The organism is Trichodesmium erythraeum IMS101, assembly GCF_000014265.1.
GTDB lineage: Bacteria > Cyanobacteriota > Cyanobacteriia > Cyanobacteriales > Microcoleaceae > Trichodesmium > Trichodesmium erythraeum.
Genome location: NC_008312.1, coordinates 7,621,801 through 7,648,402, shown reverse-complemented (window position 1 = coordinate 7,648,402; position 26,602 = coordinate 7,621,801). Strand labels below are relative to the sequence as shown.

The 26,602-nt window shown below is 37.9% G+C and carries 23 protein-coding genes and 1 pseudogene; 1 reads left to right on the top strand and 23 read right to left on the bottom strand.

What is annotated here, in order from left to right:
* Positions 1-415: 415 nt before the first annotated feature.
* From TERY_RS31830 to TERY_RS24080, 18 genes and pseudogenes are all read right to left on the bottom strand, one after another.
* Positions 416-586, bottom strand: a complete 171-nt coding sequence (locus TERY_RS31830) for a hypothetical protein (RefSeq protein WP_011614213.1) — start codon at positions 584-586, stop codon at positions 416-418.
* Positions 587-677: 91 nt separating this feature from the next.
* Positions 678-1,247 carry a hypothetical protein gene (locus TERY_RS35665; RefSeq protein WP_011614212.1) on the bottom strand — a complete coding sequence of 190 codons (570 nt, stop codon included), beginning with the start codon at positions 1,245-1,247 and terminating at the stop codon, positions 678-680.
* Positions 1,248-1,429: 182 nt separating this feature from the next.
* Positions 1,430-2,542 carry a hypothetical protein gene (locus TERY_RS24140; RefSeq protein WP_370497343.1) on the bottom strand — a complete coding sequence of 371 codons (1,113 nt, stop codon included), beginning with the start codon at positions 2,540-2,542 and terminating at the stop codon, positions 1,430-1,432.
* Positions 2,543-2,764 (bottom strand): annotated as a pseudogene (locus TERY_RS37985) (Rieske 2Fe-2S domain-containing protein); the annotation flags it as partial.
* 261 nt (positions 2,765-3,025) lie between these two features.
* On the bottom strand, positions 3,026-4,174 hold the full coding sequence (locus tag TERY_RS24135) for an alpha-D-ribose 1-methylphosphonate 5-triphosphate diphosphatase (protein WP_011614211.1): 1,149 nt from the start codon (positions 4,172-4,174) through the stop codon (positions 3,026-3,028).
* Positions 4,175-4,301: 127 nt separating this feature from the next.
* Positions 4,302-5,045 (bottom strand): phosphonate C-P lyase system protein PhnL, encoded by a 744-nt coding sequence (gene phnL / locus TERY_RS24130; protein ID WP_011614210.1) that lies wholly within the window; start codon positions 5,043-5,045, stop codon positions 4,302-4,304.
* 6 nt (positions 5,046-5,051) lie between these two features.
* Complete coding sequence (locus TERY_RS24125) at positions 5,052-5,882, bottom strand: ATP-binding cassette domain-containing protein (protein ID WP_011614209.1); 831 nt, start codon at positions 5,880-5,882, stop codon at positions 5,052-5,054.
* The gene (locus TERY_RS24120; RefSeq protein WP_011614208.1) at positions 5,866-6,813 is read right to left on the bottom strand and encodes an alpha-D-ribose 1-methylphosphonate 5-phosphate C-P-lyase PhnJ; all 948 of its coding nucleotides are present in this window, start codon (positions 6,811-6,813) and stop codon (positions 5,866-5,868) included. The genes TERY_RS24125 and TERY_RS24120 overlap by 17 nt, the downstream gene beginning before the upstream one ends.
* Positions 6,810-7,904 (bottom strand): carbon-phosphorus lyase complex subunit PhnI, encoded by a 1,095-nt coding sequence (locus TERY_RS24115; protein WP_011614207.1) that lies wholly within the window; start codon positions 7,902-7,904, stop codon positions 6,810-6,812. Before TERY_RS24115 ends, TERY_RS24120 begins: the two co-directional genes overlap by 4 nt.
* Positions 7,905-7,995: 91 nt before the next feature.
* Positions 7,996-8,574: a phosphonate C-P lyase system protein PhnH gene (gene phnH, locus TERY_RS24110; protein ID WP_011614206.1), complete on the bottom strand. Its 579-nt coding sequence runs from the start codon at positions 8,572-8,574 to the stop codon at positions 7,996-7,998.
* Positions 8,561-9,025 carry a phosphonate C-P lyase system protein PhnG gene (phnG, locus tag TERY_RS24105; protein ID WP_011614205.1) on the bottom strand — a complete coding sequence of 155 codons (465 nt, stop codon included), beginning with the start codon at positions 9,023-9,025 and terminating at the stop codon, positions 8,561-8,563. The genes phnH and phnG overlap by 14 nt, the downstream gene beginning before the upstream one ends.
* Positions 9,025-9,819, bottom strand: a complete 795-nt coding sequence (gene phnE, locus TERY_RS24100; protein ID WP_011614204.1) for a phosphonate ABC transporter, permease protein PhnE — start codon at positions 9,817-9,819, stop codon at positions 9,025-9,027. Before phnE (TERY_RS24100) ends, phnG begins: the two co-directional genes overlap by 1 nt.
* A gap of 39 nt (positions 9,820-9,858) precedes the next feature.
* On the bottom strand, positions 9,859-10,656 hold the full coding sequence (gene phnE / locus TERY_RS24095) for a phosphonate ABC transporter, permease protein PhnE (RefSeq protein ID WP_044137055.1): 798 nt from the start codon (positions 10,654-10,656) through the stop codon (positions 9,859-9,861).
* Positions 10,625-11,407, bottom strand: coding sequence for a phosphonate ABC transporter ATP-binding protein (gene phnC / locus TERY_RS24090; protein WP_011614202.1), 783 nt, complete (start codon positions 11,405-11,407; stop codon positions 10,625-10,627). The genes phnE (TERY_RS24095) and phnC overlap by 32 nt, the downstream gene beginning before the upstream one ends.
* A 100-nt stretch (positions 11,408-11,507) precedes the next feature.
* Entirely contained in the window at positions 11,508-11,675 is a 168-nt protein-coding gene (locus tag TERY_RS34170) for a hypothetical protein (protein ID WP_155994616.1), read from the bottom strand.
* A 236-nt stretch (positions 11,676-11,911) separates the two neighbouring features.
* Positions 11,912-11,995 carry a hypothetical protein gene (locus TERY_RS37980; RefSeq protein WP_081432517.1) on the bottom strand — a complete coding sequence of 28 codons (84 nt, stop codon included), beginning with the start codon at positions 11,993-11,995 and terminating at the stop codon, positions 11,912-11,914.
* 273 nt (positions 11,996-12,268) lie between these two features.
* On the bottom strand, positions 12,269-13,204 hold the full coding sequence (gene phnD / locus TERY_RS24085) for a phosphonate ABC transporter substrate-binding protein (protein WP_196797167.1): 936 nt from the start codon (positions 13,202-13,204) through the stop codon (positions 12,269-12,271).
* A gap of 666 nt (positions 13,205-13,870) precedes the next feature.
* Positions 13,871-14,971, bottom strand: coding sequence for a Rieske 2Fe-2S domain-containing protein (locus TERY_RS24080; protein ID WP_011614200.1), 1,101 nt, complete (start codon positions 14,969-14,971; stop codon positions 13,871-13,873).
* Positions 14,972-15,304: 333 nt separating this feature from the next.
* Here TERY_RS24080 and TERY_RS24075 point away from each other — a divergent pair, with 333 nt between their 5' ends.
* Positions 15,305-16,108, top strand: coding sequence for an EamA family transporter (locus TERY_RS24075; RefSeq protein WP_011614199.1), 804 nt, complete (start codon positions 15,305-15,307; stop codon positions 16,106-16,108).
* 630 nt (positions 16,109-16,738) lie between these two features.
* Here TERY_RS24075 and TERY_RS24070 read toward each other — a convergent pair.
* From TERY_RS24070 to TERY_RS24050, 5 genes are all read right to left on the bottom strand, one after another.
* Positions 16,739-17,899 (bottom strand): radical SAM protein, encoded by a 1,161-nt coding sequence (locus TERY_RS24070; protein ID WP_011614198.1) that lies wholly within the window; start codon positions 17,897-17,899, stop codon positions 16,739-16,741.
* Positions 17,900-18,154: 255 nt separating this feature from the next.
* Positions 18,155-21,916, bottom strand: coding sequence for an NB-ARC domain-containing protein (locus tag TERY_RS24065; protein WP_071820720.1), 3,762 nt, complete (start codon positions 21,914-21,916; stop codon positions 18,155-18,157).
* A 41-nt stretch (positions 21,917-21,957) separates the two neighbouring features.
* The gene (locus TERY_RS24060) at positions 21,958-22,812 is read right to left on the bottom strand and encodes a hypothetical protein (RefSeq protein WP_011614196.1); all 855 of its coding nucleotides are present in this window, start codon (positions 22,810-22,812) and stop codon (positions 21,958-21,960) included.
* 265 nt (positions 22,813-23,077) lie between these two features.
* On the bottom strand, positions 23,078-24,181 hold the full coding sequence (locus TERY_RS24055; RefSeq protein WP_011614195.1) for an acyl-CoA dehydrogenase family protein: 1,104 nt from the start codon (positions 24,179-24,181) through the stop codon (positions 23,078-23,080).
* 481 nt (positions 24,182-24,662) lie between these two features.
* Positions 24,663-26,201, bottom strand: coding sequence for a TAXI family TRAP transporter solute-binding subunit (locus tag TERY_RS24050; protein ID WP_011614194.1), 1,539 nt, complete (start codon positions 26,199-26,201; stop codon positions 24,663-24,665).
* Positions 26,202-26,602 lie beyond the last annotated feature (401 nt).

Genomic DNA, 26,602 nt, shown 5'->3' with positions numbered 1-26,602 from the left:
AGTACCAGGTCCTCCTAACATCAATCTAATCATTGCAGTCTAAATTAGAGCTTCACTTATCTGAGGTAGTTGTTCATACTCCACAGCTAAAGGTTACTTCTGAAGCCATCCAAAAGTTCTCTCTACTGTCTATCCTCTAGGTAAGACTTTAAATTGTTGAGTATTACCCTTGACTATTTCGACTCCTGCTGAAATCAGGTCTGCGATCGCCATCGCCAATTTCGCTCCTCTATAACCAGACTCAGCAGAAACTAATTCGTCCTTCTAGAATATTTTCACCCTGTTCCATCACCAGGGCTTTAGCCCCTAAGATTTCTCCCATATTTGCCTCACTTACCACTACTCCTAGTACTATTTATTCCTTGAGTATCAACCAAGATATGACCCTTAGATTCTTTTACTTTTTTACCACCATCTAAGCCATATACTTCCCCCTTTTTGCTATGGCTTTTACCATATCAAAATCAAGAATTGCTAAAGTAAATTCTTGATTTCGTGCTTTTTGGACTCTTGTCTCTCGCCGTAGAGTATGATTGATTTTTTCCCAAACGCCATATCCGTGCCATTTACGAAATTTTTTTGACACAGTTTGCCAAGGTGGTAGCTCCTAGGGCAAAGAACCCCAATGAGAACCAGACTAAAAGATATAGAATATACCACTTACTGCTTCTGTGAGATTAGCATTTGGTTTTGGCCCTGGTTGAGAGACGTTTCCCTAGCAGAGGTTCGAGTAGTTCCCAATTTACAACCACAACCCCAGCCATAGGCTTAGTTTCATAAAGGACATGAGTTTTAATATTCAATTTTTCAATATTTTGTTGATACCATTCGTTCAGGTCCCGTAACTGAGGCCCATATGTTCTCAATTGCATAACATTAACTGTCGTTTTTGTCAAGGAATAAAAATTATCAATTAAATTAGCCAAATGTGAACCTTGATGGGGAGTAGACAAAAAAACTATTCCTTGAGTCTGTTGGATAATAGCTTTTTTATCATCAAAATTTTGAGCAGTACGAATTAAATCTTTAACAACTAGACCACCCATACCGTGAGTGATAAGTATTAAAGGGCGATTACTTATATCGTTAATATCTAGATATTCCCATAGATTACTTACTAAGTCAAAATGAGGCATTACCTCACCAACATATCCAAAGCGAGGCGCATCATATCCAAAAGTCCGGATATTAACAGCTATTTCATTTGCCTGTAAATATTCCCTCAAGCAAAAGGGCCAAAAGTCCAAATTTTGATTATTTTTTTACCTTGAGGATGCCATGTACCCCAGGGGTAGCCAGCCAGCCCATGAACAAAAACAATATCAACTCTAGGATGGAATTTTCACACTTAAATACTGAAGATAAACCAAGCAGACTCTCTTCTGTCACATTCTTTTGGGATTTTTACGACTTTCGGTTATCTACTGTTCTAATACAATTTGACTACAGGTAAACCTTTTTTCGGAATACTGCTGAGAAAACTATGTCGTATTAAGTCTAATTTATAAGAAGAAATAAAACTTAATAGCGCTAGTAAAACAGGGATAAAAATAATTTTTGTTGGCAAATTTATTGCTATTAGCAACAAGGCAAAAAGTGCTAAAACTACCGTAAAATTTTGACAAAAATCTTGGATTTTCTCTATCAAAATTAAAGATTTTCGACAACTAGGACAATGCTTTGTATGTCTGTGCCAGCGGTCATATAATTCTTCATCATTTAATTCTTTAAAACCTGTTTCTATAACTCCTTCCCATTCAGGTTTTCCCCCGGCAAATTCATCTAACCATTTACGAAAAGTAACTATACCAACATCAGATAATGCGGGCATGAAATAAGATTTTTGCCAAGTTTGATTTCGTGCTGATTCATTAACAGCTTGGGAGTACATCATTGATAAATCTTGGTTACTTAACTTATTATTAGATGAGTGTTGTAAGCCAGTAAGTAAATACTTTGGTAGTAGCTCCATCCAGAAGTTATTTTTTTTAGGAACTGCATCAAAAATAAACTTAGTAATATATTTACAATAACCTGGTTTAGTGGGCACAAAATACAATTGAAATAAAGCAGATTTACCATTAGAATATTCATAAATTGTTGTATTAGAACAGGGCGGGGTAAATTTTCGCATAGCATCCATATCTTTGTTAAAAACATTATAACCAGAATGTTTTAAGGTAAAACCATCTTCAGCAGACATTTTTCCGAATACTTCAAAATGTTCCATAGGAATAGCTCTTTCTGGAGAAAAACCCGCAATTCCTTCATGCAAAAATTGGGAGTGAGAAGGATCAAAACTACTTTCAAGAGAGACAGTATAACCAACAGGAACTTCTAACATAAACCAATCTGTTGAAGAGCTATCAAGTTTACATTCTGGCATCACAGCAGGCTGTTTTGAAGTGGAATCTTCAAAAGCAGTATAACTATTATCTGGCCATACCCAAAGTAATCCTTGTTGGACTTGAATCGGATATATTTGTACTTGCGATCGCTTACTATTAAAAGCAGTTTTTAAAGCCTTTTCATCACTCAACATTGGAATATTTGTACATTTACCTGCTCCATCAAAACACCAACCATGATGGCGACACATTAGGTCTCCATTCTGATTAATAGTTCCTAAAGATAACTGCACCAATTTATGGGGACAAGTATCATCCATTGCTATCCATTTTTGCTGTTTGTCTCTCCAAATTACTAGCTTTTTACCAAGTAAAGTTATGGGGGTTGGATGAGAAGCATCTAAATAGTTTATAGGAGCTACTGGATACTATTGTTTAGTCCAAGAAAAGTTAGTCATTATTAAATTAACTAATGCATTAAAGTCAAATTTAATAATATAATACTAAATTCAACAGGACTTATGCAAAGACACTATAATTAGTGTTAATATCTGAAATTATAGCCAAAAATACGCTATATATATGATTGCTCTGTAAGTCCTATTAAAAAAAGATACTCACATTGGTATCAATTATCAAGCAAATCTCATCTAGCAAATTTCTACAAATAAATCTGTTTATCTTGAGTAATGACATTGGTAAACAATTCGCCCCCCAACCCAAGTAGTTGTTACTTGAGGAAAGCCATGAGGACACTGTACAACAATTAAATCAGCCCGTTTGCCTATAGCAATTTCACCGCGGTCACTAAGATTTACAGCTTGTGCAGGGTTGTGTGTAACAAGGGCTATTGCATCTGGTAATGACCAACCAAGTAATTCAGGAATTCGAAATGCTGCTGCCAGCAAACTTGCAGGTGAGTAATCTGCACAAAGAATATCTCCCACGTGATGTTTAATTGCATCTATGGCTTTTATTGAACCACTCTGACTTTGTCCCCGTAGTAAATTAGGGGCACCAAATATGGTTTGGAGTCCGGCTTTTTTAGCAGCTTGGGCCGTTTCAAGATTGATCGGAAATTCACTAAGATGTATTCCCAAAGCCTGCATACTAGAAATTCTCTCTGGGCTATCATCATCATGACTAGCAACTTGTACTCCTAAAGATAAAGCTTTGGAAATTAAAGTTTTTACCCGTTCCAGAGCATCTGCTCCTTGATCGATTTTTTTGAGGGCTATTGCTTCGACTTCTGTAGCAGATTTGTTGTATGCGCGGGCCAAATAATCCTGGTATGCTTGCACATTTTTAAATTGTCCCTGTCCTGGAGTATGGTCCATAAAAGAAATCAAATGAATGTCATCTGACTGCAACAGATTAAGCAAAATGGGTAGCCCTGTAGGGTCGGTAATTTCGTAGCGACAATGGACCCGGTTATTAACTAATGCTTGGGGCTGATAATTGTGGAGGGAACGCACAATTTGAGCTGCTTTTTCATTGTTGCGAAGGCCAAATTCTTCATAGGCAAAGGAGATAGCATGGAAAGGTGTGGTAATACCAACAGCAGCATTATTTCGATCTATTTGAGCGATCGCAAAATCCATAGGGAAAAAAGCATTGGGACGAGGTTCAATTTCTTTTTCAATGGCATCGCAATGAAGATCTACTAACCCAGGTAATAAATATTGACCATTTAGGGAAATAGATTCAACATTGTTAGTAAATTCGGGATTGATAGCGACAATATATCCATCTTCAATTAACACAGCAGCATCATCAACAACTGCATTATTAGTAATTAAACGACAGTGGGTAAGATAAGTTTTCATAGCTTCTAGAAAATTTTAGATTTTGGATTAAATAATTTACTCATTCACAATTGCTTAACTGCTTCATCAAACCAATATAAAACTTCATAAGAACTAACATTTTAATGTTTACTTTCCCTCAAATTATTTAACCTGATTCAACCATTACCACATTATCAGCTAAGATATTAATTAACTCTGGAGAATGAAAAACCGCAAGTATTCCAGCACCCATTTGTTTAACACTTTGAATCAACTCAATAACTAACTGACTGGTATCTGCATCCAAACTAGCTGTTGGCTCATCCAGTAAAAGCAAACGAGGAGACGACACTATTCCCCGAGCTAAATTAACTCGCTGTTTTTCCCCTCCTGAAAAAGTAGCTGGAGAAATTGTCCACAACCTTTCTGGTAACTGCATTTTTTTTAATAAGATTGCTGCTTTATTCCTAGCTTCCGAACGTTCATATCCCAAATCAAATAGGGGTCTAGCTACCACATCCAGAGTTGTTTGACGAGGCAGACAATGCAAAAACTGGGTAACAAAACTGATTTCTTGGCGCCGCAAATTTAGGATTTCATATTCTTTAGCAGTAGCGATATCAATCCAGTTTCCTTCTGCTGTATAATAATGAATTTCTCCACTCTGAGGCAAATAACTGCGGTAAATACATTTCAATAAACTAGATTTTCCCGCTCCCGAAACTCCTGTTAAGGCGGTTAACTGTCCAGACTTCACAGTCAATGAAATTGCTGGGATACCAGGTAAAATTTTACCTTGTTCGTGCAAGTTAAAGTTTTTGGTCAGCTCCTTCACTTGTAAAATTAAGTCTGAAGGAGAATTATTTTTGATTGATAAAACTCTTGCTTGTTGGGCTTTTGAATTCAACATAGTTATTTATAAAGCTGATGATACTAGCTGCTGAGTATAAGCATGTTGGGGATCTTCTAAAACCTGATCAGTTAATCCAGTTTCCACTACTTGTCCGTACTTCATTACCAAAGTCCGTGATGTCAAGAGCCGAATCACGCCCAAATCGTGGGTAACAACTATCATAGCCACCCTAAGCTGTTGTTGAATTTCTAGAATTAAATCCAGAATTTTTGCTTGTATTGACAAATCCAAACCTGTTGTCACCTCATCTAAAAATAAAAGGGGGGGATCGGTTGCTAAAGCACGGGCAATTTGCACTCGCTGTTGCATTCCTCCCGAAAAATTAGATGGTAGTTCATCCATCCGCTCTATCAATACCTCAGTGCGACTGAGAAGAGAACGGGCGCGATCGCGAATAACACCATAGTTAAGCATTTCAGACATCAACAATCTTTCAGCAATATTACCTCCTGCCGAAACTTGAAAATTCAACCCAGAATGGGGGTTTTGATATACCATGCCAAAGCAGTGATTTCTCAGCCATCGCTGTTGAGCAGCGTTGAGTTCAAATAAATTATGGGGCTTACCTTTATCCCAAAATATAGCCTGACCCTTTGTAGGTATTTGGTCAAAATAAAGACATTTTACTAAAGTAGATTTACCGCTCCCAGATTCTCCCATAACTCCTAAAATTTCCCCTGGATACAAATCAAAAGAGACTTGCTGCATAGCAACAACAGTGTCGCAATGTGGACAAACATTAGTATTAACTTGGGCACCAGTAGAAGTAAAACAAGCTGGACAACCTGGACCATAAATTTGACTCAGTTCCCGGACTTCAAGAATTGGTTGCATAACTATCTTCCTTTGCTTGCATCAACATTGTGTTACAGTAGTCACTATCAGAACACTGATAAATACAATTACCTTGCTCATCCAGAAACTCATCTAAAAAGCTGGTAGTAGAACCGCAACGATGGCAGGGACGACGACGGCCATCAACATCGTCAAAATTCTCCACCCGAAAGGGAATATCCTCAAAACATAGGGGTTGAGCATCAGTAAATGGTGGCACTGCATAGATTTTCTTTTCTCGTCCCGCTCCAAATAGATGTAGTCCAAAAGATTGGTGGAGTTTGGGTACATCAAAACGAGGTATGGGAGAGGGATCGATAACATAATGTCCATTAATGCGAGTGGGATAGCGATGAGAAATGGTAATTTCAGAGAATTTAACCATATCTTCATAGAGTTTGACCCACAATCTAGCATAATCCCCTTCTCCATGCATTTGTTTGCGCTTGGCTTCGCTAGCTTCCACAATTACCAATGGATCTGGGTAAGGTACTTGTAGTACTAACACCTGCCCTAACTTGAGAGGAAACTCAGGGATGCGATGACGAGTTTGAATGATAGTTGCTTCAGGAGTATGTTTTGTGAGGGATACCCCCGGACAAGTTTTGCTGATAAAATTACGGATATTTACAGCATTTACCGATTCATCGCTGCCCTGGTCGATAACTTTCAAAACATCATCTTTGCCCAAAAGAGATAAGGTAATTTGCAAGCCACCAGTGCCGAAACCACGGGCAATAGGCATTTCCCGAGAGGAATAGGGTACTTGATAACCAGGAATAGCTACAGCTTTGAGTAAGCTACGGCGAATTTCCTTTTTCGCAAAACTATCGAGGAACCCAAATTGATAGGTGGGGCTCTGGTCTTGGGAATTAACTGCTAATAAATTAGGCTGTATATCAGGAAGGAATGATTTGGCAATGGAATTCATAGGCTTTCTCCTTTTTTTTGGGTCGTTCTCAACCGATCTAAATCAGACTGAAAAGTTACATAGTGGGGCATTTTGTAATGGGAAGCAAATCCCATTGATTCAATCCCATCAACATGGAGGAGGACAAATTCTGGGTCTTCTGAAGGATTTTCTACTCCCTGTTGCTGCCCTTTTTGCAAAGCACGATCAAGAATTGCCATAGAAATTGCCTTGACTTCGTTGTGCCCAAAACAAGCACCATAGCCTAAGCCAAAGGTAGGTTTGCTATCCTTAGTTGGTGCTTCGTACATGGCGACAATTTCGCACTCTGTCATTAACACATCACCCGCTTCCATCAATTCTCCAGAAATAGGATGGGGTAGTAGTACAGGTAAATAACCCACACGTAATTCTGCTACAGTGGGGTGAATATCACCATAACCCCGCATATTAGAATAGGCAATTCCTAATAGGGAACCGGTTTCAGCACGAGACATGGTAGCTAAGGCTGCAGAACGGGGAACTGGAAATACTAGGGGTTCCCTGGTAATATCAAAGGGTTGATGGAGTTTTGTTTCTACAGGTGGTAGTAAATTCTGTGCCCGCAAGCTATCCAGGACTTTGGGGAAACTAGTAGGAAGACACTCATCTGGTATGTTGTGCAACCATGTTTTGGCAATTTGCTGGAAGCGTTGGGGAGATTCGTCTAATAGTTCAAATCTAAATAACCGTTGCAAATAATCAGAGGTAGGACCTAGCATTTGTCCGCCGGGTATTTCTTTGAAAGCAGCGGAAATACGACGAATTAAGCGCATCTGCTCGGTTTTCTGCAGGGGGGTAATACCAATCCGAGGACAGGTGGAACGGTAAGCACGCAGATAAAAAGCTGCTTCTAAAGTATCTCCAGCATTTTGTTTAATTGCTAGGGCTGCTAATTTGGGATGGTATATTCCCCCTTCTGATAATACTCGGCTATGGAGTGCGTGCAGCTGATGCTGAATGCCTCCAATTGATAAAGGAGGTTCATTACTATCCTTAGCCCGCAAGAAATCCAATAAAGCGATCGCTTCAGAAATAGCGGTTTCTCCACCTTTGATTGCAACATATCCCACTTTTTTATCCTCTTTATTTCTGCTAAATTTTACTAGCTAGGAGAAGACTAGTGGTGTAAACCCGCTACGTCGTAAGCAAGCCACCCTAGAGTTATCCCAAATTTAAAATTGTCTGGGTTGTTCTGGGAATAATCATTACTTGTGTAACATCCACCAAAATCAGATCAATTCCCAAAGGAAAAGCACTTATCCATTCTTGGCGGCGAGAAAACCAACCATGATGGAACCCATTCAATGCTACCTTGTTTTCCTTGGCAGATAAAATTCCTGGTCCAGTTAAACTTAAAGTTAATTCACCACTTCCCAAGTGCTGACCTTGAATTACAATTGTTGCTCCCAATTCTGGACTAGCAAGGGTTCCCAAACTAGGGTTAAAGTTGGTATCAGGAGCATTAGTTCCATCTACTGCGATAAAACGTGCCTCTGTTAGGGGTGCAGTAGGGCTATTTAAAAAATGGCGATCGCTTTGGCCAATTAATTCATGGGTATCATGGAGAGTCACTGTATTGTCTAATAAAGCAGCTAAAACTCCTATTAAAGCAGTACTTTCTCCCAGATATGAACTCAAATCAGCAATTGTCCCTGGTAAGCTCATACAATTGAGCAACTGACGGAAAATCTGCTGCTGTACTTCATCTTGCCAAATCCCAGGCAAATCAACTTTCAGCATCGCTTTCCTCCTGATTTAGTAAGGAAAAATCTACTCTGGTTTTTGCCAGTATAGCCCCCCGCAAGTTATCTTCTTCTTGGCGAATTACCTGTCCCCTTTCAATTAAATCTGCAACCTCTTGCCATCCTTCCAGTTTATTCACAAAAATGGCATCACAAATTGCTAATGATGTGGCTAAATTTGGCACATCACTCATTACTTGGGCTGCTCCTTCATAATTCTGCCCATTGCCTATTTTTAACTTTACCCAAGCCGTTGATAAGGGAATTTCTCCCAAGTAGTAGGGTTCGTGCAATACACTATCCTGTAGTTGCAATAATGACAACCCTGTTTGGGGAACAGCTTCATAACTAACTTGCCAACTTTCGGTGAGTCGAGCTGCTAGTTGAATCACTATTTCTGGAGCATGGGCTGTAAGGGCCCGTAACCATTGATTATCGACTTGTTCCATTAGCTAATTCTCCGACGTATCCAACTAGAAAGATAATCAATAAGCACAATACTAACAAGGATCACTAAAATCAGTGCTGCAGATTGGTTGTACCGAAATAAACGTAAATTATCGTGAAGTTCCAAACCAATACCACCTGCTCCTACTAAACCTAAAACCGAAGCCATTCGGACATTTCGATCAAAGATGTAAAGGGTATATCCTACTATCTCTGGCAATATTGAAGGGACTGCTGCAAAGATAACAACTTGAGATATATTAGCTCCAGTAGAACGTAAACCTTCATAAATACCTACATTTACTCGTTCCATACTCTCAGCAAAAAACTTACCTAAAAATCCCGAAGTATGTATTGCTAATGCTAGAATACCAGGTGTTGGACCCAGCCCCAGAATAATAACCAGAATTAACGCCAGCATCAAGTCTGGCATTGCCCGCATAAAGTTGAATAACTCCCGGATAAGCTGATAAATTAAGGGGTGTGGTGAGAGATTGTTTGCTCCCAAAGGTGCGAGTAAAAAACTGGTAAGAAAAGCTAATACTGTACCCCAAAGAGCGATCGCTAATGTTTGTAGCATCAGGATCAAATATCTTGGCCCATCAGTAAAGTCGGGATTAAGATAACGACTGAGATATTCAAAAATATTACCAATACCTACGATCACACTGCCAAAAGATAGTCCAAGATGCCAAATCATGACTCCAATGAGGAAAACAGCAAGACTCATCCACAAAGGAACCCAATTTCTGGGAGCGGGTGGTAAGTCTAATAATTTCAATGACGAATTAAACATCAATATACCTCAAGGTAGATAAAAGTAATAAGTAATTAACTAAATAACCCGACTCCGAATCACATCAGAAAAGCGATCCAATATTGTCACCACTATGTAAATGGCTGCAACAATTAATATCAAACGACCGTAATTAAATAACCGCATGCTCATCACTAACTCATACCCAATACCTCCAGCTCCTACTAACCCTAAAATTGTTGCGGCTCGTACGTTATGATCTAGAATGTAAAGAACAGTGCCAATAAAATCTGGTAAAGCGAGGGGAAAAACTGCAAATGTTAAGGTTTGCAACCATCCAGCTCCCGTAGACTTAACCCCAGTAACTCCATTAACATCCACTACTTCTATACTTTCTGCCAAAAATTTCCCCAAAAAGCCTGTTGTCACAAAAATAAGTGCCATTACCCCAGGCAGAGGCCCCAAACCTACAGCTGAAACAAATACCAACGCCCAAACTAACTCCGGTAAGGCACGCATCAAATTGAGAACATTGCGAATACAATGATATAAAACTAGGTGTGGTGAGGTATTTCGGGCTGCAAGTACTCCCAAAGGTAAGCTAAACAAAAGAGCGATCGCCGTAGAAACAATACCCATTTCGATAGTTTCCAGCATCTTCAGTAATAATTTAGGTATATAAGTCCAATCTGGCATAGTCAGCAATTGACCAAAAAATTGCCAGAAATTACCACTTGACTTTAGGAACCGTAAGACATCCAATTCTATCAGTACTGCTGTTGACCCTAATGCCCCTAGCAGCAAAATCAAACCCAATCCCCAGGATAGGGGTACAAATCCATGTCTAGTCGGTAACCGCCATTTCCAAGGTATCATCTACACTACCATCCTCCCTCTGATAAATTGTGCGTAAAGTGTTCTTGTTGTTAGATAAAGCCTGTGGGGAATCATCAAAGACCACACGTCCTTTATTTAAACCAATAACGCGATCAGCGTAGCGCAGAGCCAGGGATACTTGATGAAGATTTGCTACAATGGTTATCCCATCTTGACGGCAAATTTCCCTGAGTAACTCCATGATTTCTTCACTTGCAATTGGATCAAGACTAGCAACGGGTTCATCAGCCAAAATCACCTCTGGGCGCTGTGCCAAAGCCCTCGCTACACCTACCCGTTGTTGTTGTCCTCCTGAAAGTCGGTCAACCCGTTCCCAAGCTTTTTCTTTTAGGCTGACTCTATTAAGTGCCCACTGAGCAATTTTCCAATCTCTTTGGCCAAACATATACAAAATACTGCTCCACCAGGGAATGTAATACAAACGCCCAGTTAAGATATTGGTCATTACATTCAAACGACCCACCAGATTAAACTGTTGGAACACCATTGCTGTGCGTGATCGAACTTGACGCAAATTTTTAGCCGTTAAAGTTTGTCCTTGAATAATGATCTCGCCTGTAGTTGGTATCTCCAACCCATTGATCATTCGTAACAAAGTTGACTTCCCTGCACCACTAGGTCCGAGAATAGCGTTAAATGTTCCTGGCTCAAAATTGAGACTAGTAGGGTGAACTGCTATTGTTCCATTGTTATAGGTCTTAGTTGCTTTATTGATTTGAATTACATACATAATAGTTAAGTAATGAGGGCTTGCTGATTAATTCTCAAAGCATTGACATATAGAGGCTATAGCCTTTTTTGAAAAAAACTGGCTTTTTGGTAGTTTAACCTCAAACAATCAGGGTTTCAGACTGACCACGCCGGAAAATCAAGGGGCAATTCTTACCATTACTTTTAGTGACTTCTGACTGCTCTATAAAACTGATACAAAGCGTCATATAACGTAACAAATTTATATTTACTTCCTGCTTCAACTGAGGCCGTCGGCGGTTACTCATCCACAGACATTCACGGTCGAGCCGACCGCATTTCTTAAATTTATATTGGCGTTTGACCTTGGTAAGTTAGGGTATGATTTGTATTTTTTGGTAATTGCTAAACTATTGAATAACAGATGTTTAAAATTATTCAATTTTCCTTTTCATGCCTTGATTAACTAACGCCTTTTTTCATCCAAGGATAAAGAGGTTTTGTTTGATTGGTAAAAATTTCTCCAAGTTTACTGGTATTAGATTTACAACCATCTGTGTAAGCTGCATTCGGTCACACTTAACCTCCAATTGTAACACCATCTGCTATAACCTCCGTGTTGATCCATCAGGCTTTTCTGCTTATTATTCAGTTTGAGCTTAGTTATGATGGATTTTATTTGTGGTTATTGGCAGTATAATGGCATGCTTTTTAACGTATTAAGTAGTTATTCTAGAATTAAGTCAATGCTCTCTTCCTAAAAAAAAATTTTCAGCAAACCCTACTTAGTAGGTGAAGGCAGAAGATACAAAAGACTATTATTAAAGCTTTTTATACATAATAATAGTTACTTTATTAAAGCCCTACTATACCAGAGTTATAGTCATTAACCATTCCTCTATTACTTGAGGATTTCCTCACGACCGATTCCCAGGGTATTAATCATATCGCGGACAACCCCGTAGTCTTTGGGAGTGGCAGATTCATAATTCAAAAGATCCCCATAACCAGTCACTTTAATATCTTTATGAGCATTTAACACTGTCTCACGAATATTATTCTTTGTTTGCTCATCTAATTCCTGACGATAAGCTAAAGGTGAACCTGGTATTGGTTCTGATTCCAACAAAATACGATTACTCTCTTCGGAAATTAGTCCCTTGTTGATCATTTTGTTATAAGTAATATCATTAGTACCTGCTGCATCTACAGTTTGATTTTTTACAGCCATTCCTGCTGCATCATGAGAACCTGCATAGGTAAGCTTACCAAAGAAATCTTTTGGCTTTTGACCCGTTGCTTTTAACACTAAGTAAGAGGGAACTAACCCACCTGAAGTAGATGCAGGATCAACAAATGCTACATTTTTTCCTTTTAAATCCTGAATTGATTGAACAGTGGAATCTCCTGGAACAACTAATATACTTTTATATGTAGATTTACCAGTTTTTGTACGAACTCCAGTAGCAAATGCTTCTGCTCCAGCTTCTTGTTCCGCCAATACATATGATAGAGGACCAAACCAAGCAATATCAACTTTATCTTGCCGCATTGCTTCAATCACACCGGCATAGTCAGTAGCAGTAAAAACTTTTATGGGACGATTTAGTTTCTTTTCCATGTAGGCCCGCATCGGCTCAAACTTTTCCACCATTTCCTCGTTACTCTCCGCCGGAATTAACCCCATTATTAATTCGGAACGGGAGTCTGTAGTATTGGTTGAACTAGCTGTTTGATTATCAGAAATACTTTGATTACATGAAATAACTGCAAAAGATAGAGTAAGCAGTGAGGCATACAAAAAATTACGTCGTAACATATAGGTTAATGACTCCATATAATATCTAGCATTAAATAAACAAGTGCGACATAACTGCCTTGCCCCAACTTATAGCCAGGCTAAGGTTGCAAGGACTTTAGTAGTTCCCACTTTGAATGATTCAAGTGATTTTGGTATGGTTAAGGTATGGTTAACATTGTTAAGTTAATGGAGGCTCAGCGATCGCCGTCGGACAATTCGCGGGCAACTCATTACTAACGATCATACTAAGTTTGGATAGATTATAACACTGGTATAGACAATAACACTTTATTTTACTTGAGCAATACTTTTTTTAGATTGTCTTTATAAATTAGCTCTTAGGTTCTCCTATGAACTAATCTGATTTTTGCTGTTTATGTATTTTGGTTCAAATCACGAAATTCTATCTTATAAACCTACTTCTGTGAAGTCCTCAGCTCCTCAAGATTTTAGTTTAAGAAGAGGTTAAAAACTTGTTTTCCTTTACAGATTATATATGAAAGCTATCGCCTTCATATTCAAATATTTTTAACACGATTTTCTATTATAGCAATATTGTCAATGTATGTCATCTTAATGAATGTAGAATCATGGAAAAATAATACCCTATCTGCAAGGGGAGAATGTTAGATAAGTTGATTTTGTGTTAGTCCTATTGTTGTTAAATATCTCGTAAATTATTCCTAATTGCTATATAGGTATTTACTTGATTTTAGGAAAGAGAGAAACTCCTTTTTTGTACAATAATTCTCGCACATCAAGTATCAAAGGAAATACTTCTTGATTTCTATCTTCTCCCTGAATATCGTAAGCTTTTTGTTCGGTTTCTACTGCTAGTTTATCTTCGGTAAAAATAACCTGAGTAAAATAACGCATTAATGGCCAGAGAAGATTGATTAATCCGGGAATTTTAGGTTTACGAATCATCAACATTCCAAAGCTATGATTAATTTTTTGTTCTTGATCTACTGGAATATAAACTACCCAAAGGTTTAAAAGTGGGTTTTCTGAATTTGGGGGGCAAACTTTTAAGGTTTGATAGGGATATTCTGTGCGAATTGTCATAATATCAAAGTCTAAATCTTCTGAGGATGAGTCTTCTTTTCGTCCGGCTGCTAATACTAAGTTGGCACTTGGATGAGGTTCCCCACTGAATTTATATTTGGCTTCTACCCAATTTTCTCCTTGAGAATTTTCTATGATTGTTGGTTTTACTTTTCCCATAAACTTTCGATGTAAAAATTGATGGTTCATATCCATTAAATTTTCTTTCATAAATGAATAATGACAGTTTACACGACGGGAAAAGTACATTGTTTTATATTCATTATTAGACCAATTTTTAATTTCTGGAAATGGTACGGTTTCAGCTAATTCTACTTTTCCAGGAAATACAAAAATATGGTTATAGGCTTCTTTGCAAGGATAGCTTTTTACTCCTTTTGGTAAGGAGCAATTTTTTGGTAGATAGGAAACTTTTGCGATTTTTCCTGTCTGATCATATTGCCATCCATGATAAGTACAGGTGATTTTTTCTCCACAAACTACTCCCATACTTAGGGGAATTTGTCGGTGGGCACAGCGGTCTTCTAGGGCGAATATTTGGTTGGATTTTGTTCTTACTAAAACAATGGGTTCTCCTCCAAAACTAACTTGATGAGGTTTTTCTTTTTTTAGTTCTTTTGATTGGGCTAGAGGATACCAAAAGTTCGGGTTTAAACCAATTTTTCTGAGGTCAAATGAGGATGAGCGATCGCAACTATTAGTTTGTAGATTCTTGATTTTTTGATTTCTTTGAAGCATTACTTCTTTTTACTCCTTTTAATTTTTTTGACTACTTTATCACATTAGTTTGGAATTTGCTCTAATACTATTTCTTCATAACTTTTCTACATTTTCTTGAGGGTGGGTAGTAACTTCTATGGAAAGTCTCTACTGGTTATAACATTCTGTGGAGCTCTCGTAAAATAGAATCATGATTACCAGGTCTGGCTAATTGTTCCCCAAAATGTTAAAAATTCTATATTAATAATTTGATAATTAATAATTTGATAATTAAAGTATTATCTAAGTATAGTATTTTTTTGAATGGGATTATAATAATAAGTTGTTTAAATACACAAATGCTTGTTATCTATGGCTAATTTTATCTTACTATTTCTGTTAATTATTACTCAGGTTTTAGGAGATATTTTCTTAAGCAAGGCTATGAAAATTTTTGGGGAAGTTAATCTAGTTAACTCTGAAAGTTGGATGCCATTCATAATTTACTTACTCACAAGTTTCTGGGTTTGGTTAGGAGTAATTACTCTGATTTTTTGCCTGGTTTTATACTTAACTGTTCTTTCTAAACTTGACCTAAGTTATATACTTTCAATCCATTCTTTAACTTATTTATTAAATGCTTTATTTGCTTGGTTGATTTTGGATGAAACAATTTCCAATATGCGGTTTTTGGGGACTTTGATTATAACTATTGGTGTATTTATTGTTGGTTTAAGTAAAAGTCTTTATGAAGATAGACAACGTTATAATTTTAATATCCTATTGATGGGATTATCTTTAAGTTTTTATATGTCTAAAACTTGGTGGGCGATCGCTATTATTGCTTTGGCTGATTCTACTGGAGATTTATGTCTGGCTAGAGGTATGAAACAAGTCGGAGAAGTAAATTTTAAATCTCTCAATGGTCTATTTGAGCAAATAGGTAAAGTGATTATAAATCCCTTGATTATGCTGGGTGTTCTTTGTCAAGCAATTGCTTTTTTATCTTTTATTTTAGTGTTAAGTTGGGCAGATCTTAGTTTTGTTCGTCCGGCAACTGCATTAACTTATATTTGTAGTATTTTAGGGGCTAAGTTTTGGTTAAAAGAAAAGGTTTCTCTGGGTAGATTTATTGGTATTGTTTTTATTGTTATTGGTCTGATAATTAATAGATAATTAGTAAAGTAGGCATATTGAACACTGTCATTTTCTTCTAAGTTTTGATTTTCCCCAGGGGAGAAGGGGGGGGTTGACTTTTGGCTTCTTATTTTTAATTTCTAAAATTTGAGTTTTGACTTTTAAATCTTGAGTTTTAAGTTTTGACTTTTGACTTTTGGTTTCTTTCTTTTAAGTTTTGAATTTTAAAATTTAATTTCTTACTTTTGAATTCTTATCTTTGACTTTTGAGTTTTACATTCTAAAATTTGACTTTCCCCCTGGGATAAAGGAAGGGGTTGACTTTTGACTTTTAAAATTTGATTTCTTACTTTTAAGTTTTGACTTTTAAAATTTGATTTTTAAATTTTGACTTTTAAAATTTGATTTCTTTCTTTTGAGTTTTGACTTTTAAAACTTAATTTCTTACTTTTGACTTCTTATTTTTTAGTTTTAAATTTTACATTCTAAAGTTTGAATTCCCCCCCTGAAATAAAGGGGGGAGTTGACCCTTTACTTCTTACTTCTTATTTTTGATTTCTTACTTTTGAGTTTTGAGTTTTGACTTCTTATTTTTTATTTTTTATTTTTGATTTTTTACTTTCTGGTTTTGAGTTTTGACTTTTGAAATTCCTTGATTACCCCGAGGCTTTAAAAACGCATTATCCAAGGTAATTCTTCTACCACTGCTCGCAGGGAATCAACATTACTTTTTCTTGTTAAAGCTTTTGCTGTATCTAATAAATTTCCCTTCTTAATTGACTGATAAGCATCCTGCATTGATACGGCAATATTCTGCATTAAACTAGAATCTCGATAACAATTAATCATACATTTTGTACAATTATCTCTGACTAATTTGGAGCTATCAAATTCATAAATAGAACACATTGGTTCATGCCAAAAATGACAACGCCATAAGTTTAATTCCCAGTCAAGAAAGAAGAAACGATAACCTGCTAAACAAGAATAACGCTGTTCTTCATTTTTGACGAATCTCTGCATTTCTTCTAAAGAAAGAGTGGGGTTAACTACACGAAATCGCTTTTTTAATTGCTTGACTTTTTCGTAGGCTTGCCAGAGACTTTCATTGGTATGAGTGACTAAACCTGCATCAGAATATCCTAAAAAGTTAGAATCAAGATTTGTTAATGGATAGGAAAAAACTACTGATTCAAATCCTAGGGAGGTGAGAAAATCTGGCAATGCATCATAGTCAACTAAATGACTCATTGTGACGGAAGCGGTGGAATACATACCAATATTTTTGAGGATTTGATTTGCTTCTTTTATTTTATTGCAGACACCAGGTAACCCACGATTTTTTTCATGGATGTCTTGAGCGGCGGCATCAACTGAGATGATTAGACTAGATAAACCTGCGTCTGCTAATGCCTCAATTTTTTTGGGGGTTAATAACCCACCGTTTGTTACTACCATAACTTTGATTCCTAATCTTGTTGCATGGTCAACAAATGAGATTAAGTTGGGGTTAAGGGTTGGTTCTCCACCTGTGAAAACTAGATATCTGATACCTTCGCGAAATAGAATATTAATTGAGTCTAATCCTTCATTAAGGTTAACAAATTTTGTTTTTTCTTTAGGAAAGGTGTCTCTTGCAAAGTTGCAGAAACCGCAGTTGGCGTTACAAGCGTTATTAATGGCAAATTGACAAAATCCTGGCCCTCCTGCTTGAAAAACTAGCTGTAGGGTATCTAGGATGCTGGTTGTGGTTGACATTCCCCGATTTTTGGTTGGGGTGGTAGTTTTTGTATTGTTACGGGGGGGTATTTTATGGGTGTTTGTTTTCATAATTTTGTTGGTTTTTGTTTGTAGAAGGGCTTCAGCTCTTTATATCATATTTGGGATATTTAGTTCTAAAAAAAATATTCGTTTGTAGTAGGGCTTGAGTCTTTGATATGATGTTAGGAGGGTTTTATTTTTTTTGTAGTTGGGTTTTAGCCGGACCAATATTTATTTTAGGGGTACAGCCTAATTATGAGATTAATAATAACTGTTCCAGGGAACTGCTTGTCTGTTCTAACTTTTGATAACTGATAACTGATATCAAGGCCACCACCGGGAAATTTCTTGAATAGCAATGGCTGTATTTTTGATTGCTTCTTGACCTCCTAAATAAAAGATGACGGGAGTTAGTTTTCTTATGTCTAAGAGTAAGTCGCGGCGAGTGCGGAGGGATCGGGCGTGAAGGGTGTCTTGCCAGAGTGGGTAAAGTTCAGTTTTTGGCATTTGTGTCAATTTATCAGCTAAAGCAACGATAACTTGGGCGCGAGATTCCTTATCCTTAATCCCTTGAGCAATAGTCAGTGCTTGTGGTAATAATTCTGGTAATTTCTCAGCCAAAGCACTGAGAACTTGGGCGCGACCCCACTCAGACTGAATATGTCGAGCAGCAGCCAGAGCTTCTGGTAATAATTCTGGTAATTTCTCAGCCAAAGCACTGAGAACTTTGGCGCGATCCCACTCAGACTGAATATGTCGAGCAGCAGCCAGAGCTTCTGGTAATAATTCTGCTGGTAATTTCTCAGCCAAAGCACTGAGAACTTGGGCGCGATCCCACTCAGACTGAATATGTCGAGCAGCAGCCAGAGCTTCTGGTAATAATTCTGGTAATTTCTCAGCCAAAGCACTGAGAACTTTGGCGCGAGCTTCCTCAAACTGAATATGTCGAGCAGCAGCCAGAGCTTCTGGTAATAATTCTGCTGGTAATTTCTCAGCCAAAGCACTGAGAACGTGGGCGCGAAAGTGTTCAGACTGAATATGTCGAGCAGCAGCCAGAGCTTCTGGTAATAATTCTGCTGGTAATTTCTCAGCCAAAGCACTGAGAACTTGGGCGCGATAGTATTCATCCTGAATATGTCGAGCAGCAGCCAGAGCTTCTGGTAATAATTCTGGGAATTTCTCAGCCAAAGCACTGAGAACTTGGGCGCGATAGTATTCATCCTGAATATGTCGAGCAGCAGCCAGAGCTTCTGGTAATAATTCTGGGAATTTCTCAGCCAAAGCACTGAGAACTTGGGCGCGATAGTATTCATCCTGAATATGTCGAGCAGCAGCCAGAGCTTCTGGTAATAATTCTGGGAATTTCTCAGCCAAAGCACTGAGAACGTGGGCGCGACCCCGCTCAGACTGAATATGTCGAGCAGCAGCCAGAGCTTCTGGTAATAATTCTGGGAATTTATCAGCCAAAGCACTGAGAACTAGGGCGCGATAGTATTCATCCTGAATATGTCGAGCAGCAGCCAGAGCTTCTGGTAATAATTCTGGTAATTTCTCAGCCAAAGCACTGAGAACTAGGGCGCGACCCCGCTCAGACTGAATATGTCGAGCAGCAGCCAGAGCTTCTGGTAATAATTCTGGGAATTTCTCAGCCAAAGCACTGAGAACTTGGGCGCGATATTTATCATGCTGAATATGTCGAGCAGCAGCCAGAGCTTCTGGTAATAATTCTGGTGTCAGTTTCTTAGCCAAAGCACTGAGAACTTGGGCGCGATGTGTTTCACCCTGAATATGTCGAGCAGCAGCCAGTGCTTCTGGTAATAATTCTGGGAATTTATCAGCCAAAGCACTGAGAACTTGGGCGCGATCGTATTTATCCTGAATATGTCGAGCAGCAGCCAGTGCTTCTGGTAATAATTCTGGGAATTTATCAGCCAAAGCACTGAGAACTTGGGCGCGATCGTATTTATCCTGAATATGTCGAGCAGCAGCCAGTGCTTCTGGTAATAATTCTGGTGTCAATTTATCAGCCAAAGCACTGAGAGCATGGGCGCGATCGTCTTCATCCTGAATCTGTCGAGCAGCAGCCAGTGCTTCTGGTAATAATTCTGGTGTCAATTTATCAGCCAAAGCACTGAGAGCATGGGCGCGATCGTCTTCATCCTGAATCTGTCGAGCAGCAGCCAGAGCTTCTGGTAATAATTCTGGCATCAATTTCTCAGCCAAAGCACTGAGAACTTGGGCGCGATAGCATGCAGACTGAATACGTCGAGCAGCATCCAGAGCTTTTTGTAATAATTCTGGTGTCAAGTTCTCAGCCAAAGCACTGAGAGCATGGGCGCGATCGTCTTCATCCTGAATATGTCGAGCAGCAGCCAGAGCTTCTGGTAATAACTCTGGTAACTTATCAGTCAAAGCACTGAGAGCTTTGGCGCGATCGTCTTCATACTGAATATGTCGAGCAGCAGCCAGAGCTTCTGGTAATAACTCTGGTGTCAATTTCTTAGCCAAAACACTGAGAGCTTTGGCGCGATCGTCTTCATCCTGAGTCTGTCGAGCAGCAGCCAGTGCTTCTGAAAGCGCCTGTTTTTTGAAGTTTTCTGGCAAATAATCAACTAACATTACCAGAGATTTTACTTTATCCAGTAGATCTGGCTTTTGTAATGCATAAGCCAACCCTTGCTCAGGACTCCATACATTGTTTTTAACCAAAGCCACCAATAACTCCCTTCGTAAATTCGCTGCCAAACTATTAATAGAAGCAGTGATCAAAGCATAACGACACTGCCAACCAACAACTTGAGCCAACCGACCTTCATCCCAGTCAACCTCTGCTAACTCCCAAGCACGAGCCACATCAGTAATAAAAATCCCAATTCGCCCCAAACCATCGCAGGTTTCATACCAACCATTAGCCCCACTTTTCGACTCCTCCCCCAATAACCCATGAATATCCCCTATCATCCCCGCCCTTTCAAAATGCCAGACCAGATGCTGATGAATATAACCATCATCAGGCAAAGTATGCCAAAGATAATTATCAGTTAACCTCCTATATTTCTCCAAAAATATTCCGTGAGCCTCAGCCAGACCAATACCCAACCCCGCCAGAGCACCCCTACCCCTTGGCTTTAGGGGAGCACTCAACAAATTCCGAGCCAAATGATGAAATAAATCATGTAAACGATAACTCTTCTTACCATCAGACAAAGCCACACCATCCAACAACAACGCCTTACTCCGCAAATACCCCAACTCATCCCTGGCATCCCGCTCATCATCCATATCCCAGAGTACAGCCGTCATCCCCTGAGTAATATTCACATCCTCCGGCAATATCCCCAACCAAATCAAACCCTCCCTAGTTTCCGGCTCCAGTCTCTTAAGACTCAAATTCAACGAAGCAGTCAAACTCAACCGTTTTAAACTAGCCTCATCAACAACATCCCTCGCCCCCGGTCGATCCAACGTTCTCAACCGAGCAACTTCTCCTTGAATATCCTCCAACAGCACACCCCAAGACAGACCATCCTCAACTTGAGCCGCCGCCAACTCCAAAGCCAAAGGCAAATATCCCAACTCCTGAACCAAAGCCTCCGCCTGCCGAGCCTCCTCTCCCCAAATCTCACGGCCCAACCTCCCACTCAACAACAACATCGACTGCTCCAAGGTCATCACATCCAGACTATAAGTCTTAGCACTCAAAGCCTCAGCGATCGCCCTTTCCCGAGTAGTCACCAAAACCTGACAACGGGGACCACCCAGATTAAATATTTGAGCATGGTCCGAATTCCAAGCATCATCCACCACCAAAAGCACAGCCTTATCAGAAAGCAAAATCCGCAGATGATTAACAGTCACCTCCACACTTGTCGGTTTAAAATCATAGTCACCCAACTTCTGGACCCAACGACCAAGCATAGGCAAAATATTAGGCTCTTGGCCCAAAGTCACCCAGAGAATACCATCACAAAAACGAGATTGTACATCCCCATCATAAGCCAAAGCGGTTGCCAGAGTAGACTTACCCACAGCACCCAAACCGTGGATAGCAGTCACGACAATAGCAGGCCTATCTAATGAATCTATCAGTAGATTAGCCTTTAAATTGTCACTGTATTCGGGGCGGTCTACATAATATTTTGGGAGTGGGGGGGCCTCAAATATATTGATTCTAACTTTTGTCGTGTAGGTGGAGGCACCAAATATTTTTTTACAAACTTTTTTACGGAAAGATAAACCAAATCATTTTTTCGAGGTTTAGCAATAGAATTATGATCTGCTTCAACAGCAACAGGTTTAACATCCTTAATTCCTGGGTTAGCACTATCCTCATCTACAACCAAAACCCCAGCCATAGGCTTAGTTTCATAAAGGACATGAGTTTTAATATTCAAATTTTCAATATTTTGTCGATACCATTCGTTCAGGTCCCGTAACTGAGGCCCATGGGCTTTCAACTCCTTAACATTAACCGTCGCTTTTGTCAAGACATTAAAATTATCAATTAAATTAGCCAGATGTGAACCTTGATGGGGAGTAGACAAAAAAACTATTCCTTGAGTCTGTTGGATAATAGCTTTTTTCTCATCAAAATTTTGAGCAGTGCGAATTAAATCTTTAACAACCAGACCACCCATACTGTGAGTGATAAATATTAAAGGGCCATCGCCTATATCATTAACATCTAGATATTCCCATAGATTACTTGCTAAGTCAAAACGCGGCATGCCCTCACCAACATATCCAAAGCGAGGCGCATCATATCCAAAAGTCCAGACATTAACAGCTATTTCATCTTTCTGTAAATCTTGCCCCAACCAAAAAGGCCAAAAGTCCAAATTTTGATTATTTTTTTTACCTTGAGGATGCCATGTCCCCCAGGGGTGGCCAGCTAACCCATGAACAAAAACAATATCACCTCTAGGATGAGAATTTTCACACTCAAATACTCGTGATAAACCAAGCATCTTTTCTTCTGTCATATTATTTTCAGTTTAAAAAGCACATCTTGACTTACGGAAAATATAAAATTGTACAATAAAAATAGGAATTAACATTTTTGGAGTGCTCCGTAAAATGAAAAATCCTATTTAAAGTTAGTAATTATAGGTAAACCTTTTAGACTATAGCATAAAATTTCCATAATTATTACAGTACTTTCCGTTGCCAGTAAGTTAAAGTTTATAAAAGATATAATTTTATTCTTAAAACATTATCTGTAGTCAGACTTTAGAAAATTAGTATTAGTTAAAATCTAGGAATTAAAGTTTTGAGAGTAGCTTCCATAATATCTGTAGTTTGAGCAGAAACTGTATATACTAGAGCCTCTCGATAAACCCGTTGCGCCGCATTATTTTTATCATTTGCTGCTCCACTAGAAACAGTAACAGCAGCAGTAGCACAACGTTGAGCTAAATTAATAGCTTTTGCTCTAAGATTAAGTTTTGTAGCAAAATCTATGTCAGGATTTTTATTAGCTAATTCTATAGAACTTCGACATTGATTAACCTCTGCTGTCAGAGAACTTATAGTATCTGTAATAAAAGCTAGAGATTTATTTTTTGACACTTCTATCATAACATCTATACCTGCCAAAGCACATCCTAAAGCAAACGAAGTAAAGTATAATATTTTTTTTATATCGTTTTCTTGAATATAATTTTTAGGTTTAATAGAAACTAAACGTGAATTAGGTAAAAACCAATTCTTAACTGTAGCACTAACAGTATTAGTTGAATTAATAGCACACAACTGCATAGGTTTTGAGAAAGTAATATTGCCATTTAATTGATTATTTTCAACAAAAGGCATCATACCAAAAATTGCTTGACCATCAGGTAATTTTGCTGCAATAATAAACTCTTGAAATATACCCCAACCAGTTATCCAAGGTACAACTCCTTCTATATAATATCCATCCGTAGTTGGAACAGCTTTCACAGGTGCTTCCCCAGAGCGTCGAAGTTGAGAAAAGGCTATTCCTAATAATATTTTGCCGTAGCTCAAATGGGGTAAATATTGTTTTTGTAATTGATAATTTTGACTTGATGCTAACATTGCCGCTGCACTTTGATGTTGGGTTTGGAGAAAAGATAACGCACCAGAATGTCTTGCTAAAAGTAATTGATAATTAAAATAATCTTGTTGATTTAATTCTAAACCCCCCCATTTTTTAGGAACTCGTAGTCCTAATAAACCTGATTTTCCCAAACTCATTAAAGCCTTTTCTAATTCTCGTGGGTTACTGTCAATTTCATTAGCTACAGGAGTAATATTTTGTAAAATTGAATAGTCAATTTGCTCTACATTTTGGTTTCTTTCTGAATTTTTAGGGGGAAGTGATATAGTCATAAGCAAATCCTCAACTAGTTTTTGGACTACATCATATCACAATTAAATTTTTAGCAACAGGAAATATCCAAGAAGAAAAGGCAGGTTCAGGAAGCTTCTGAAACCCTCGTAGTGTATTTTTGGCAACGAGAACATAAGGGTTTGAGCATAAATATTGAATTTGTTAATAAAACTTAACATCTTGAGATATACTTACCCTAAAAGAGTTATTTTTATTTGTATTGTTTTACCAGTTTTTGGACTAAACTTTTAGTCACAGAAAAAATAACGGCCACAAATGCGAATTGATATTTTCTGTTTATCGTTTCAAAAGTGTAGCAACTATTTTTTCTTAACGTATTTGGAAGTGCTAATGGTCATTTAAATAATCTCAAATATAACTCAATAGTTATAAACCAAAGTTATACACCAAATTTTGCTATTGTAATTAATTAACAAAAAGAGCTAAACCCGAACCATAAACAACAACAAACTTGACAAATCAATTATCCTCTGAACCTATAGGAAAATGACGATTATTATTAACCTGATAATAATGATTATTATTTTGGTTGAGATAGGAACGAACCTGCTGGTTTAGATGAATGTAAGTCTGAATATCAATTTGATTTAATAATAACATTTCCCTATATTTATTAGCTGCAGTTTCCAGTCTTTCTCTCATTTTTTCTTGGCATATTCCTGAAAGACTTTGAAACTCATCAATTAATGCTATTGTATTTTGAATATCTTTTCGATGTTGTTTTTCTTGTAGTTTTCGAGACTTATTAGCAAGATCTTGTGTCATATGCTCTAGTTTTTCATAAGCTTCTCTAGACAAATTTCCTTCAACCAACATTAACCGATGTTGGTGTCTTAACTCTTCCACCTCTTTAAGAGCTTTACTAGGATTTGTTTGTGCAGACATACTTATTTCATTGAGAGCTAAATGGGTATTTATAATCAGCTTTTTACACTGTTTATGACGCCACATTCGTAGCATAAAACCGAGAATACCTGTAAACAAAATAATAATAAAACTAGCTTGTAAGTCTTGATTTTCCTCAAAGTAACGCATCCAAATTTTTCTAGGATCCCCTTGCTCAAATGATAGTTTAGCACCAGGATGGAGATATAGTAAACCATTACTCAACAAAGACTCAGGGTCGTCCTGAGAAAATTCTGGATCAAATAACGAGTATTTTTGATAGGATGAAATCAAAGACCAAGTTAAAAGAGCAATTTTTTCTTTGCTAACATCAGGGCGAGTTACTAAAGCAGCAGCAGTAGAAATAGTCGGTAAATCTTTCTCCGGTATTGGTGATAGAGGCATATAACTACCTTTGGGAAAGACTGTACTTTGGTATGACTCTGGAAATTGAATAGTTAAATAGTTAATAAAAGAAGTCGTTATGGGAACTAATTTAAGACTAGGAGGACTCGTTAGTTGGCTTTTCACTTTTTTACTGCCTCCCAAGGGACCGACATAAACTAAAGCATCTATTTCTCTTTGTTTAAGTTTATTAAACCCTTGTTCTAGATCAAGTTCTTCTTCTATGATTTTTAAATTTGTAGCACTGAATAGTCGTTTAGCAGTAAAGTAAGTACCGCTGCCAGGAGTACTAAAGCTAACTCTTTTTTCTTTGAGATCCTGAAAAGTTTTTATTTCCGAGTCAGATAGGGTAATGAGGTGCAAATATTCATTAGCAAGAACAGCTACTGCTTGTATTTGTCCAGCTTTCATAGCTTCGCTAGCTACATCTAATTGAACTAGGGCAATATCTGCTTCTCTATTGCGCAGGCGTTGTAGGTTTTCCTGTGAACCCTGGGATATATTGTCGTCAATAGATATTTTCCCAACATCACTAGCTGAATGTATTATTTGTCTGCCAATACGCTCGTATGCTCCACCTTCAACGCCGCTTGAGAGTATGAGGGTCTGATTTTGGGGAGTACAGCTAGTTAATGTGATCGCTGATAATAATATTCCTCCTATTAATTTACTGATTTTTTGGTGATGGGAGTATATGTTATTTAACATTTAAAGTAACCTATTTTTATAATAATTTACAACAGTTTTAAGGCCAATAAATAAATTACAAAAAAATGATCATCTTGTAAGAAGTTTTCATGCAACATCTCCATATTTATAGTTTACTGAAAATAGCTATAATTTAATTAAATTTGATTAATTTCACTATACCAAATTTTTATACATAATATTATAAAACTCTAAAAATCATGTTTCATTCATTATTGTAGTTAAACCTCTTAGCTTAAATTCTAGTAAGACCTAGACCTGAGACCCCATTCCCTATTAGGGTATGGACAGTATCTCTCCCCTCTCCTCCCTGGAGTTGGGTCGAGGAATAGACCTTAAATCATGAAACTTACCCACAAAATAAATCTAGATGTGCTACAATAAAATGTTTAAATAAAAAT

What these genes read in the sequence shown, in the direction of transcription:
- TERY_RS24140 (WP_370497343.1), bottom strand. Translation starts at nt 2,542, where the DNA reads ATGTTGAGTGATGAAAAGGCTTTAAAAACTGCTTTTAATAGTAAGCGA.
- TERY_RS24135 (WP_011614211.1), bottom strand. Translation starts at nt 4,174, where the DNA reads ATGAAAACTTATCTTACCCACTGTCGTTTAATTACTAATAATGCAGTT.
- phnL (WP_011614210.1), bottom strand. Translation starts at nt 5,045, where the DNA reads ATGTTGAATTCAAAAGCCCAACAAGCAAGAGTTTTATCAATCAAAAAT.
- TERY_RS24125 (WP_011614209.1), bottom strand. Translation starts at nt 5,882, where the DNA reads ATGCAACCAATTCTTGAAGTCCGGGAACTGAGTCAAATTTATGGTCCA.
- TERY_RS24120 (WP_011614208.1), bottom strand. Translation starts at nt 6,813, where the DNA reads ATGAATTCCATTGCCAAATCATTCCTTCCTGATATACAGCCTAATTTA.
- phnH (WP_011614206.1), bottom strand. Translation starts at nt 8,574, where the DNA reads ATGCTGAAAGTTGATTTGCCTGGGATTTGGCAAGATGAAGTACAGCAG.
- phnG (WP_011614205.1), bottom strand. Translation starts at nt 9,025, where the DNA reads ATGGAACAAGTCGATAATCAATGGTTACGGGCCCTTACAGCCCATGCT.
- phnE (WP_011614204.1), bottom strand. Translation starts at nt 9,819, where the DNA reads ATGTTTAATTCGTCATTGAAATTATTAGACTTACCACCCGCTCCCAGA.
- phnE (WP_044137055.1), bottom strand. Translation starts at nt 10,656, where the DNA reads ATGATACCTTGGAAATGGCGGTTACCGACTAGACATGGATTTGTACCC.
- phnC (WP_011614202.1), bottom strand. Translation starts at nt 11,407, where the DNA reads ATGTATGTAATTCAAATCAATAAAGCAACTAAGACCTATAACAATGGA.
- TERY_RS34170 (WP_155994616.1), bottom strand. Translation starts at nt 11,675, where the DNA reads ATGAGTAACCGCCGACGGCCTCAGTTGAAGCAGGAAGTAAATATAAAT.
- TERY_RS37980 (WP_081432517.1), bottom strand. Translation starts at nt 11,995, where the DNA reads ATGGATCAACACGGAGGTTATAGCAGATGGTGTTACAATTGGAGGTTA.
- phnD (WP_196797167.1), bottom strand. Translation starts at nt 13,204, where the DNA reads ATGGAGTCATTAACCTATATGTTACGACGTAATTTTTTGTATGCCTCA.
- TERY_RS24080 (WP_011614200.1), bottom strand. Translation starts at nt 14,971, where the DNA reads ATGCTTCAAAGAAATCAAAAAATCAAGAATCTACAAACTAATAGTTGC.
- TERY_RS24075 (WP_011614199.1), top strand. Translation starts at nt 15,305, where the DNA reads ATGGCTAATTTTATCTTACTATTTCTGTTAATTATTACTCAGGTTTTA.
- TERY_RS24070 (WP_011614198.1), bottom strand. Translation starts at nt 17,899, where the DNA reads ATGAAAACAAACACCCATAAAATACCCCCCCGTAACAATACAAAAACT.
- TERY_RS24060 (WP_011614196.1), bottom strand. Translation starts at nt 22,812, where the DNA reads ATGACAGAAGAAAAGATGCTTGGTTTATCACGAGTATTTGAGTGTGAA.
- TERY_RS24055 (WP_011614195.1), bottom strand. Translation starts at nt 24,181, where the DNA reads ATGACTATATCACTTCCCCCTAAAAATTCAGAAAGAAACCAAAATGTA.
- TERY_RS24050 (WP_011614194.1), bottom strand. Translation starts at nt 26,201, where the DNA reads ATGTTAAATAACATATACTCCCATCACCAAAAAATCAGTAAATTAATA.